An 11,407-nucleotide genomic window follows, 5' to 3' on the forward strand; every position below is an offset into this window, starting at 1 on the left:
CGCGCGTGACGGCCAGCTGCCGCATCCTCGGCGGCCGGCGCGACCTGCTCGCGCCGGCCGCCGCGTTTCCGCAACGCTATCCCTGCCTGCTCGAGAGCGTGCTGCGCGGCACGCCGCAGGCGCGCTACGACATCCTGTTCGCCTTTCCGCAGGGCTCGCTGAGCCTGGAGGCGGACGGCATCGTGCGCGACGGGCACGGTGCGCGGCAGGGCGGCCGCTTCCTCGATGCGCTGGATGCGGCCTGGCAGGCGGAGCGGTTGCCGCGCGAGGACGACGGTTTGCCGTTCCACGGCGGCTGGGTGCTGTTCCTGGCCTACGAGCTGGCCGGCGAGATCGAGCCGACGCTGCGCCTTGCCGCGGACGGGCGCCTGCCGGTGGCGCTGGCGCTGCGCTGCCCGGCGGCGGTGATCGTCGATCACGCGCGCGAGCGCACCGTGCTGGTGGCCGAGGCGGGTAGCGAGGCGCTGCTGGATGCGATGGAGGCGGACCTCGTCGCCCCGGCATCGCCCGCGAACCTGCCCGCGCCGCAGGCCATCGAGGAGGACGAGCCCGGGCGCTTCCTCGCCGGGGTGGCGCGCATCCACGAGCATCTGCGCGCGGGCGACATCTTCCAGGTGAATCTCGCGCGCGCCTGGCGGGCGCGCTACGCCGCGGCGCCGTCGCCGGCCGCGCTGTATGCGGCGCTGCGCGCGGCCAATCCCGCACCCTTCGCCGGCCTGCTGCAGCAGCCGGGCTGGGCGGTGGCCAGTTCCTCGCCGGAGCGGCTGGTCGAGGTGCGCGGCGACGCGGCGCAGGCGCGCCCCATCGCCGGCACGCGCCCGCGTCTGCCGGGCGAGGACGAGGCCGCGCGCATCCGCGAACTGCACGCCCACCCCAAGGAGCGCGCCGAGCACGTGATGCTGATCGACCTGGAGCGCAACGACCTCGGCCGCGTATGCCGTCCGGGCACGGTGGAGGTGAACGAGCTGATGGCGGTGGAGAGCTACGCCCACGTGCACCACATCGTCTCCAACGTGCGCGGCCGGCTGCGCGAGGGCGTGACGCCGGGGCAGGTGATCGCCGCCACCTTTCCCGGCGGCACCATCACCGGCTGTCCCAAGGTGCGCTGCATGGAGATCATCGCCGCGCTGGAGCGCTCGCCGCGCGGCGCCTACACCGGCGCGCTGGGCTACCTCGACCGCAGCGGCGACCTGGACCTCAACATCCTGATCCGCACGCTGACCCAGGTGGGCGCCGAGGTGAGCCTGCGCGCCGGCGCCGGCATCGTGGTCGACTCGGTGGCGGAGAAGGAGCTGGAGGAAACCCGCGCCAAGGCGCGTGGCCTGCTGCGCGCGCTGGGAGCGCCGGGCTGATGGCGGAGGCGGCCGTGCGCGTCCTGGTCGACGGGCAGGCGCAGGATCGCGTGTCGGTGTTCGACCGTGGCCTGAGCTACGGCGACGGCCTGTTCGAAACCCTCCGCTTCGAGGCCGGCGAGGCACCGCTGTGGCCGCGCCACATGCAGCGCCTGGCGTCGGGTTGCGAGCGCTTGGGGTTGCCGGCGCCCGATGCGGCGCTGCTGCGCGAGGAGGCCCGTGCGGTGAGCGCCGGCCTGGCGCAGGCGGTGGTGCGCATCACCGTCACCCGCGGCACCGGCGCGCGCGGCTATGCGCCGCCGGCCATGGTGCAGCCGACCCGCATCGTCGCCGCCTTCCCGCTGCCGCCGCTGCCCGCTGCGCATTACCGGCACGGCATCCGCATGCGCCTGTGCCGGCTGCGCCTGGCGGAGCAGCCGCTGCTGGCCGGCATGAAGCACCTCAACCGGCTGGAACAGGTGCTGGCCCGCGCCGAGTGGAGCGACCCGGCGATCGCCGAAGGCCTGCTGTGCGACGCCACCGGCCGCGCCATCTCGGCCACCATGATGAACCTCTTCGCTGTGCTAGATGGCGCGCTGGTGACGCCGGCGCTGGAGCGTTGCGGCATCGCTGGCGTCGGGCGCGCCGAGGTGCTGGCGGCGCGGCCGGCGCAGGTGCGCGACCTGCCGCTGGATGAACTGCTGCGCGCGAGGGAAGTCTTCCTATCTTCGAGCGTGCGGGGCATCCTGCCCGTTTGCGAACTGGACGGACGCACGCTCGAGGTCGGTCCGGTCGCGCGCGCCATGCAGCGGCATTGGCGCGGGCTAGGTTTTTCGATGGAGGCGGGATGAGGCGCACACACCCGATGCGCGGCGGAATCGTCTGGCGCGTGCTGCTCGCCGTGCTGGTGCTGGCGGCGGCGGGGCTGGCGTGGCTCGCCTACGACTTCGGCCGCTTCGCACGCACGCCGCTGGCGGTGGCGGGGCCGGGCCAGACGATCGAGATCGAGCGCGGCAGCAGCCTGCGCGGCATCGTCGAGCAGCTGCGCCGGCGCGGCCTGAGCGGGGCCAGCCCGTGGTACTGGCGCGCGCTGGCCGAGCGCCAGCGCGTGGCCGGCCGCCTGCACGCCGGCGAATACGCGCTGCCGCCCGGCATCACGCCGGCCGCGCTGCTTGAGGACATGGCCGACGGCAAGGTGCTGCAGCACACCTTCACCATCGTGGAGGGCTGGAGCTTCCGCCAGCTGCGCGCCGCGCTGGCCGGCGCGCTCAAGCTCCGGCACGACAGCGCGGGCCTGGACGACGCGGCCGTGATGCAGAAGCTCGGCGCGCCCGGCGAGATGCCCGAAGGCCGCTTCCTGCCCGAGACCTATGCCTACGTGATGGGCGACAGCGACCTCGACGTGCTGCGGCGCGCCCACGCGGCCATGGCCCGCACGCTCGACGCGCTGTGGCCGCAGCGCGCCGCCGACCTGCCGCTGGCCTCGCCGTACGAGGCGCTGGTCCTCGCCTCGCTGGTGGAGAAGGAGACCGGTCGCGCCGAGGAGCGGCCGCAGATCGCCGGCGTGTTCGTGCGCCGCCTGCAGGGCCACATGCTGCTGCAGACCGATCCCAGCGTGATCTACGGCATGGGCGAGCGCTACGACGGCAACGTCCGCAAGGCCGACCTCGCCCTCGACACGCCCTACAACACCTACACCCGCGCCGGCCTGCCGCCCACGCCGATCGCCTTGCCGGGCAAGGCGGCGCTGGCGGCGGCGCTGCACCCGGCGCCGGGCGATGCGCTGTACTTCGTCGCGCGCGGCGACGGCAGCCACGTGTTCGCCCATACACTGGCCGAGCACAACCGCAACGTCGCCTGTTACCAGCTGAAGCATTGCCTATGAACGCACGCGGCCGTCCCATCACCCTTGAAGACGCCGAAGGCGCCGGCAGGCGTACGCCGTTGCGCGCCCTGCCGGCGGCGGCCGGCTGCGCGCGAGTCGCCGGACGCGCCGCCGCGGAGCCTTCGCGCTTTCGCGTATCCGACGCGGCCCTCGCCGCGCACGCGCCCTTGCCGGCAGAGGCTGCGCCGTGACGGCGCCGCCCTGGCTCGCGGAGCATTGGGTGCGCCTGCAGGCGCGCGTGCAGCGCGGGGCGCTGCCGCATGCGCTGCTGCTGTGCGGCCCGGCCGGACTCGGCAAGCGCGACTTCCTGCGGCGCTTCGTGCGCGGCCTGCTGTGCGAGCGCCCGCGGGACGGCGAAGGCTGCGGCGAGTGCCGCAGCTGCCGCTTGTTCGAGGCCGGCACCCATCCGGATTTCGTCACGCTGGGCTACGCCCTGCGCAAGGACGGCGTGCAGCGCAGCGAGATTGTGGTGGACCAGGTCCGCGAACTGTCCGCGCGGCTGGCCATGGCCAGTCAGTTCGGCGGCTGGCAGGTGGCGGTGATCGACCCCGCCGACGCGATGAACGCGGCCGCCGCCAACGCGCTGCTCAAGACGCTGGAAGAGCCTTCCGCGCAGACCCTGCTGGTGCTGCTGGCCGACGCGCCGTGGCGCCTACCGCAGACCATCCGCAGCCGCTGCCAGCGGATCGAGTTCCAGCTGCCGCCGGCGGAGCAGGCGTTGGCCTGGCTGGCCTCGCAGGGCGTCGCGCAGGCGGCGGACGCCTTGGCCGCGGCCGGCGGCAACCCTGGCCTGGCGCGCGAGTGGGCGGCCTCCGGCGCGCTGGACCGGCGCCAGGAAGTGCGCAAGGACCTGGCGGCGCTGGCCGCCGGCCGCGGCGAGGCGATGGCGGTGATCCGCCGCTGGCTGGACAGCGAGCCGGCGCAGCGCCTGTGGTTCGCCGCGCAGGCGGTGGCGGACGAGGCCCGCGCGCAGGCCGCGGGCCAGTCGCCGCCGCTCGCCAGCCAGCTCGATGCGGACGGCCTGCAGGCGTGGTACGCCGCCGCCAACCGCACCCGCGACGCGCTGAGCGGCCCGCTGCGTGGCGACCTGCTGCTGCTGGAACTGCTCGCCGGCTGGCGCTAGGCAACCCCGGCTTTCCGCGCGCTTAAAGCGGCGGAAAGCTGGACGACAGGGCGCTTGCCTAGCCTCCATGGCATGCGTTTGTCGATCCGTCGCGAATTCTGGCCGTGGTTGCTGCTGCTGGCCCTGCTGAGCCTGCGCCTGTGCTGGCTGAACGCCTATCCGTTCGATTCGGACGAGCCCCAGCACGCGCATGTCGCCTGGGTCTGGACGCAGGGGCTGCTGCCTTATCGCGACGTCTTCGACAACCATGGCCCGCTGTTCGGCCTGCTCAACGCGCCGGTGCTGGCGTGGGTCGGCGAGCGGGCGGACGCGCTGAGCTGGCTGCGGCTGGCGGTGCAGCCGTGGTACTTCCTCGCCCTGTTCGCCGCCTGGTATCTGGGCCGGCGTTTCTACGGCCGCCGCGTCGCGCTGGCCGCCGTGCTGCTGGTCGCGCTGTGGCCGCGCTTCTTCCTGGTGATGGGGCAGTTCCGCACGGACGACCTGTGGGCGGCGCTGTGGCTCGCGTCGCTGGCCGTGCTGGCGATGCGCGGGGGAAGTTTCCTGCGCGGCCTGGGCGCGGGCCTGCTCGCCGGCGCGGCGCTGTGCGTCTCGCAGAAGACGGTGATGCTGCTGGTCACCGCGGCGGTGGCCGGCATGGTGGTGGGGCTGGCGCGCCGGTCGGCGTGGCGGCTCGACTGGCGCCTGCCGGCCGGCTACGGCTTGGGCCTGCTGCTGCTGCCGGTGCTGTTCCTGGCGTGGTTCGCGGCGCAGGGCGCGCTGGAGATCGCCGTCTACAACCTGGTCGGCTACAACACGGCCGAGACCGGGCGGGACGCCAACCTCTGGCGCCTGCTGCTGTTCTTCGTGCTGGCGCCGGCCGCCGTGGCGGTGGCGGTGCGGCGGCAACGGCGCTCGCACGGCGCGCGGGCGCCCTGGCGGATCTTCATCGCCTTGCAGAGCGTGCTGGTGGTGCTGGCGGTGGAGTGCATCTGGCCGCTGGTCACGCGGCAGGATTTCCTGCCGGCGATCCCCTTGCTGCTGCTGGCCTTGTGCGGCTGGGCGGCGCGGCGCTGGCGATGGGCCGCGAGCCCCCGGCGCGGCTGGCTGGCGGTCGGTGCCGTGGTGGCGCTGGAATTGGTGCTGCTGGCTTCCAACGAGCCGCCCTGGCGCGATGCCCTGCGCGGGCAGCGTGCCGAGCTCGGCAGCGTGCTGCGCTACACCGACGCGGGCGACTCGGTGATGGATGCCAAGGGCGCGTCGATCTTCCGACCCCGCCCCTACTACCTGGTGCTGGAGACGATGGCGCGCCAGCGCCTGCAGCACGGCCTCATGGCGGACACGGTGCCGGAGGCGCTGGCCGAGCACGGCACCATGCTGGTGATCCGGCGCGGGCTGCCCGATCTCGCCGATGCGTTCGTGCTGCGCAACTACCTGCCGGCCGCGGGCCAGGTCCGCATCGCGGGCCTGCTGCTGCCTGGCGGCGACGACGCGCACCGCTTCGAGGTGGAAGTGCCCGGCGACTATACCCTCGTCGATGGACGGGCTAAGGTGATGGCCAGCCTCGACGGTGCCGCGCCGGCCGATCACTGGACGCTGACGCGCGGCATGCATCGCCTGGATGCATCGTCCGGACAGGTACTGGCCCTGGTCGGCAGCAAGGCATGGGAGCGCGGCTGGCGCCCCGCCTTGGAGGACGCGCCATGAGCGCGGTGACAGGGCAGGACGGCGATACGCCATGACGAGACAGGACGATGTGCGAGCGAGCGACGTGGTATCGGTAAGGGCCGGCGATGCGTGGGAACTTCAAGCGGCCGGGGCGCAGCCCACCACGTTGCGAGCGGAGGCGACGACCCGCCTGCTGGTGGTGGCGCCGCATCCGGACGACGAGACCATCGGCGCGGGCGAGCTGATCCAGCAGGTGCGCGAGGCGGGCGGCGCGGTGCGCGTGCTGCTGCTCACCGACGGCGACGACAACCCCTGGCCGCAGCGCTGGCTGGAGCGCCGGCTGTGGATCGGCGAGGCCGAGCGCCGCCGCTGGGGGCGCCGCCGGCGCGAGGAAGTCGCCGCGGCGCTGGACCGGCTGGGGCTCGATGCTGCCTCCCACCTGCAGGCGCTGGGCTGGCCCGACATGGGCGTCACCGGCCTGCTGCAGCGGCAAGGCACGGCGTTGCTGGCGCCGCTGCTCGCCCAGTTGGATGATTTCCGGCCCAGCCTGGTGGTGATGCCCGCGCTGGACGACCACCACCCCGACCACGGCGCGGCGCACGTGATCGCGCGGCTCGCGGTGGCGGCCTGGGGCGGCGAGCCCGCGCTGCTCGGCTACCTGGTGCACGGCCGGCCCACCGGCGCGGGGCCGGAGGTCGGCCCCGCGCCCGCCGCGCCGCGCCACGCGGTCAAGCTGGCCGCGCTCGACTGCCACCACAGCCAGCTGGCGCTGAGCGCCAAGCGCATGCACCGGCTGGCCGGCCGCCCCGAGCGCTTCCGCGCGCCGGCCGGGCCGGGCGGCGACAGCCGGCTGCCCTGGCGGCCGCCGGCGCCGTGGCGGCGCCTGCTGCGCCTCACCGTGGCCGACGGCGAGGGCGTGCGCGACTGGCGCTGGCACGAGGCGCCGCTCGAGCGCAGCGCGGATGGCGGCTTCCGGCTGGCCGGGCAGGGCGCCGGGCCGCGTTTCGCCAAGCTCTACCTCGACCTGCCTTCGCCGTGGATCTTCGACCACTGGGGCTGGTGCGAGTTCTGAGCGGGTGGCTTTGCGCGCGCCGGCCGGGGTCGCTACGATGCCGCCGTGCGGCCGCCCCGGCCGGCCGCCAGGAGCGCAGGCATGAATCCCGTCGCCGCCCGCCAGGGCATCATCTCGCTGAAGATCAAGGACGCGGCCGCGCTGTACGCCGCCTACATGCCCTTCCTCAAGAACGGCGGCCTGTTCGCGCCGACCGCGCAGCGCTATGCCCTGGGCGACGAGGTGGTGCTGCTGATCACGCTGTCGGACGAGAGCGAGCGCTTCTCGGTGGCGGGCAAGGTGGCGTGGATCAGCCCGGTGGGCGCGCAGGGCAACCGCACCGCCGGCATCGGCGTGCATTTCAACGAATCCGCCGACGGCGAGGGCGCGCGGCAGCGCATCGAGAACATCCTCGCCGGCGCGCTCGCCTCCGAGCGCCTCACGCACACGATGTGAGGGCGCCGCAGGCGGCGCTGGCGCGCGGTCGTTGTGCATAACGGGAACCTCGCGTCAAGACGTTGCTGCGGGCGCACACGTTGATACAATGTCGCAGGTGCCCTGGGTTGACGGCGGCACCGGGTAATTCGTGGCCTTCAACGCGCACCGCGGCTTCCCCCGAGCTTGGCCGCGCAAGGCTTGCCGAATCACAGAAGTGGACCGTGCTCCCCCACGGTCACTGATACGCCTGCGGGCGTGGAGGTCGTTTCGTCGTGCTTGCCGAATACTGGCCCATCCTCCTCTTCATCGGCGTCGCCACGGGGCTCGGCCTGGTCCTGCTGGCCATCGGCCTGCTGGCCGGCCCGCGCCGCCCCGAGTCGGAAAAACTCTCGCCCTACGAGTGCGGCTTCGAGGCCTTCGAGGACGCGCGCATGCGCTTCGACGTGCGCTATTACCTGCTGGCCATCCTCTTCATCATTTTCGACCTGGAAATCGCCTTCCTGTTTCCCTGGGCGGTGGTGTTCCAGCACATCGGCATCGTGGCTCTCATCGAGATGGCGCTGTTCCTGCTGCTCCTGGTGATCGGCTTCGCGTACGTCTGGAAGAAGGGAGCGCTGGAATGGGAGTGATCGATGCCGTCAGCCGGGTGATGCACAACCCGGAGCCGCTCAATCTCGTCGACGACATCCTGCGTCCGGCCCCGGACAACCCGGTGGTGCAGCGCGGCTTCGCCACCACCTCGGTGGACGCGCTGATGAACTGGGCGCGCACCGGCTCGATGTGGCCGATGACCTTCGGCCTGGCCTGCTGCGCGGTGGAGATGATGCACGCCAGCGCCGCGCGCCTGGACCTCGACCGCTACGGCGTGATCTTCCGGCCCAGCCCGCGCCAGTCCGACGTGATGATCGTGGCCGGCACCCTGGTCAACAAGATGGCGCCGGCGCTGCGCAAGGTCTACGACCAGATGCCCGACCCGAAATGGGTGATCTCCATGGGCAGCTGCGCCAACGGCGGCGGCTACTACCACTATTCCTACTCCGTGGTGCGCGGCTGCGACCGCATCGTGCCGGTGGACATCTACGTGCCCGGCTGCCCGCCGACCGCCGAGGCGCTGATCCACGGCATCCTGCAGTTGCAGAAGAAGATCCGTCGCACCCACACCATCGCCCGCTCCTGAAGGCGTACAAATGACTGACACGCAGAAGAACTCGCTGGCCGAGCGCCTTGCCGCGCGGTTCGGCGACATGTTGTCGATCGCCACGGTGGGCCAGGACGTCACGGTGGAGATCGCCGGCGTCGACCTGCTGGCCGTGGCCGCCGCGCTGCGCGACGAGCCGGGCTTCCGTTTCGGCGTGCTGATCGACGTGTGCGGCATCGACTACCTGGGCTACGGCCAGAGCGAGTGGGAGACCGACGTCTCCGGCACCGGCTTCTCGCGCGGCGTGGAAGGGCAGGCGGTGGGGCGCTTCAACTGGGCCGACCGCCCGCGCGCCGAGGCCCAGCCGCGCCGCTTCGCCGCGGTGATCCACCTGCTCTCGCTCGAGCTCAACCAGCGCCTGCGCCTGCGCGCGTTCGCCGAGGACGACGCGCTGCCGGTGCTGCCCTCCGTCACCGGCATCTGGCCGGGCGCCAACTGGTTCGAGCGCGAGGCCTTCGACCTCTACGGCATCCTGTTCGAGGGGCATCCGGACCTGCGCCGCATCCTCACCGACTACGGCTTCGTCGGCCATCCGTTCCGCAAGGACTTCCCGCTGATCGGCAACGTCGAGGTGCGCTACGACCCGGAGCAGAAGCGCGTGGTCTACGAACCGGTGTCGATCCAGCCGCGCGTGCTGGTGCCGCGCGTGATCCGCGACGACGCCGGCTTGATCCAAGCCAAGGCCGAGGCCGCCGACGACTGGCGGAGGAACTGATACATGGCCCAGGAAATCCGCAACTACACGATGAACTTCGGCCCCCAGCACCCGGCCGCGCACGGCGTGCTGCGCCTGGTGCTGGAGATGGACGGCGAGACGGTGGTGCGCGCCGACCCGCACGTGGGCCTGCTCCACCGCGGCACCGAGAAGCTGGCCGAGTCCAAGCCGTTCAACCAGTCCATCGGCTACATGGACCGCCTCGACTACGTGTCGATGATGTGCAACGAGCACGCCTACGTGCGCGCCATCGAGACCCTGCTGGGGATCGAGGCGCCGGAGCGCGCGCAGTACATCCGCACCATGTTCGACGAGATCACGCGCATCCTGAACCACCTGATGTGGGTGGGCTCCAACGCGCTCGACCTCGGCGCGATGGCAGTGTTCCTCTACGCCTTCCGCGAGCGCGAGGAACTGATGGACGTGTACGAGGCGGTGTCGGGCGCGCGCATGCACGCCACCTACTACCGCCCCGGCGGCGTCTACCGCGACCTGCCCGGGAAGATGTCGCAGTACCGCGAATCGCCCTGGCACAAGGGCAAGGACCTCGGCCGCCTCAACAGCTGGCGCGAAGGCTCCATGCTCGACTTCCTCGACGCCTTCACCGCCGACTTCCCGTCCAAGGTGGACGAGTACGAGGAACTGCTCACCAACAACCGCATCTGGAAGCAGCGCACGGTGGGCATCGGCGTGATCTCGCCCGAGCTGGCCCAGCAGTGGAGCATGACCGGCGTGATGCTGCGCGGCTCGGGCATCGAGTGGGACCTGCGCAAGAAGCAGCCCTACGCCAAGTACGCCGAGGTGGATTTCGACATCCCGGTCGGCGTCAACGGCGACTGCTACGACCGCTACCTGGTGCGGGTGGAGGAGATGCGCCAGTCCAACCGCATCATCAGGCAGTGCGTGGACTGGCTGCGCGCCAACCCCGGCCCGGTGATGGTGGAGAACTTCAAGGTCGCGCCGCCTAGGCGCGAGGCCATGAAGAACGACATGGAAGCGCTGATCCATCACTTCAAGCTGTTCACCGAGGGCTACGGCGTGCCGGCCGGCGAGACCTACGCCGCAGTCGAGGCGCCCAAGGGCGAGTTCGGCTGCTACCTGGTCTCCGACGGCGCCAACAAGCCCTTCCGCGTGCACCTGCGCGCGCCGGGCTTCGCCCACCTCTCCTCGATCGACACGATCATCCGCGGCCACATGCTGGCCGACGTGGTGGCGATGATCGGCACCTATGACCTGGTGTTCGGCGAGGTCGACCGGTGATGGCGATGCCAAGGGAGTCGGGAGGAGGGAATAGGGAATCGGGCGAGCGCGGTTGCTTGGCGGTTTGCATGGGTGGTCGGGCTTTTTCCAAAACGTCTGTACGGAATGGCGATGCGGTGGCGCGGGGAGTTTTCCGATTCCCGGCCCACGATGCTCCATTCCCGGAGTCCAACCCATGAAAGCCACCGGCAACTACGAGCAGGTCAAGCACGTCGATCCGCTTGCCGTGCTCAGCGAGCACACCCGCCACCACATCGACCAGTGGGTGGCCAAGTTCCCGCCGGACCGCAAGCGCTCGGCGCTGATCCAGGCGCTCATCGCCGCGCAGGAGCAGAACCAGGGCTTCCTCACCGACGAGCTGATCGCCGCGGTGGCCAGGTATCTCGAGCTGCCGCCGATCTGGGCCTACGAGGTGGCGAGCTTCTACTCGATGCTGGAGACCCGCCCGGTCGGCCGCAACAACGTGGCGATCTGCACCAACATCTCCTGCTGGCTCAACGGCGCGGAGGGCCTGGTGCGCCACTGCGAGAAGAAGCTGGGCATCAAGCTGGGCGAGAGCACGCCCGACGGGCGCGTCTACCTCAAGAACGAACAGGAGTGCATCGCCGCCTGCGCCGGCGGGCCGGCGATGACCGTCAACGGGCATTACCACGAGCGGCTCACGATCGAGAAGATCGACGAGATCCTCGACGGGCTGGAGTGATGAGCCCATTGGACAGCGCGGCCACGGACGGCCGCTTTTCGACCTTCGCGATCAGGGAC

At 71.8% G+C, this 11,407-nt stretch carries 12 protein-coding genes; all 12 read left to right on the forward strand.

Annotation, left to right across the window (positions count from 1 at the left end; all coding sequences use genetic code 11):
* The first annotated feature begins 5 nt into the window (after nucleotides 1-5).
* Entirely contained in the window at nucleotides 6-1,352 is a 1,347-nt protein-coding gene (locus ACH65_RS01835) for an aminodeoxychorismate synthase component I (RefSeq protein WP_049620867.1), read from the forward strand.
* The gene (gene pabC / locus ACH65_RS01840; RefSeq protein ID WP_049620868.1) at nucleotides 1,352-2,182 is read left to right on the forward strand and encodes an aminodeoxychorismate lyase; all 831 of its coding nucleotides are present in this window, start codon (nucleotides 1,352-1,354) and stop codon (nucleotides 2,180-2,182) included. Before ACH65_RS01835 ends, pabC begins: the two co-directional genes overlap by 1 nt.
* Nucleotides 2,179-3,216, forward strand: a complete 1,038-nt coding sequence (gene mltG / locus ACH65_RS01845) for an endolytic transglycosylase MltG (RefSeq protein WP_049620869.1) — start codon at nucleotides 2,179-2,181, stop codon at nucleotides 3,214-3,216. The genes pabC and mltG overlap by 4 nt, the downstream gene beginning before the upstream one ends.
* 187 nt (nucleotides 3,217-3,403) lie before the next feature.
* Complete coding sequence (gene holB / locus ACH65_RS01850; protein WP_049620870.1) at nucleotides 3,404-4,339, forward strand: DNA polymerase III subunit delta'; 936 nt, start codon at nucleotides 3,404-3,406, stop codon at nucleotides 4,337-4,339.
* Nucleotides 4,340-4,411: 72 nt separating this feature from the next.
* The gene (locus ACH65_RS01855; RefSeq protein ID WP_153242426.1) at nucleotides 4,412-6,022 is read left to right on the forward strand and encodes a glycosyltransferase family 39 protein; all 1,611 of its coding nucleotides are present in this window, start codon (nucleotides 4,412-4,414) and stop codon (nucleotides 6,020-6,022) included.
* A 31-nt stretch (nucleotides 6,023-6,053) separates the two neighbouring features.
* Nucleotides 6,054-7,055: a PIG-L deacetylase family protein gene (locus ACH65_RS01860; RefSeq protein WP_082190089.1), complete on the forward strand. Its 1,002-nt coding sequence runs from the start codon at nucleotides 6,054-6,056 to the stop codon at nucleotides 7,053-7,055.
* Between the two features lie 81 nt (nucleotides 7,056-7,136).
* Nucleotides 7,137-7,490 (forward strand): PilZ domain-containing protein, encoded by a 354-nt coding sequence (locus ACH65_RS01865; RefSeq protein WP_049620873.1) that lies wholly within the window; start codon nucleotides 7,137-7,139, stop codon nucleotides 7,488-7,490.
* A 254-nt stretch (nucleotides 7,491-7,744) separates the two neighbouring features.
* Nucleotides 7,745-8,101: an NADH-quinone oxidoreductase subunit A gene (locus ACH65_RS01870; RefSeq protein ID WP_049620874.1), complete on the forward strand. Its 357-nt coding sequence runs from the start codon at nucleotides 7,745-7,747 to the stop codon at nucleotides 8,099-8,101.
* Nucleotides 8,092-8,649: a NuoB/complex I 20 kDa subunit family protein gene (locus tag ACH65_RS01875; RefSeq protein WP_049620875.1), complete on the forward strand. Its 558-nt coding sequence runs from the start codon at nucleotides 8,092-8,094 to the stop codon at nucleotides 8,647-8,649. Before ACH65_RS01870 ends, ACH65_RS01875 begins: the two co-directional genes overlap by 10 nt.
* 10 nt (nucleotides 8,650-8,659) lie before the next feature.
* Nucleotides 8,660-9,385 (forward strand): NADH-quinone oxidoreductase subunit C, encoded by a 726-nt coding sequence (locus ACH65_RS01880; protein ID WP_049620876.1) that lies wholly within the window; start codon nucleotides 8,660-8,662, stop codon nucleotides 9,383-9,385.
* A gap of 3 nt (nucleotides 9,386-9,388) precedes the next feature.
* On the forward strand, nucleotides 9,389-10,645 hold the full coding sequence (locus ACH65_RS01885) for an NADH-quinone oxidoreductase subunit D (RefSeq protein WP_049620877.1): 1,257 nt from the start codon (nucleotides 9,389-9,391) through the stop codon (nucleotides 10,643-10,645).
* A gap of 175 nt (nucleotides 10,646-10,820) precedes the next feature.
* Nucleotides 10,821-11,348 carry an NADH-quinone oxidoreductase subunit NuoE gene (gene nuoE / locus ACH65_RS01890; RefSeq protein ID WP_049620878.1) on the forward strand — a complete coding sequence of 176 codons (528 nt, stop codon included), beginning with the start codon at nucleotides 10,821-10,823 and terminating at the stop codon, nucleotides 11,346-11,348.
* The last annotated feature ends 59 nt before the right edge of the window (nucleotides 11,349-11,407 follow it).

Source organism: Frateuria defendens (assembly GCF_001182895.1).
Taxonomy (GTDB): domain Bacteria; phylum Pseudomonadota; class Gammaproteobacteria; order Xanthomonadales; family Rhodanobacteraceae; genus Frateuria_B; species Frateuria_B defendens.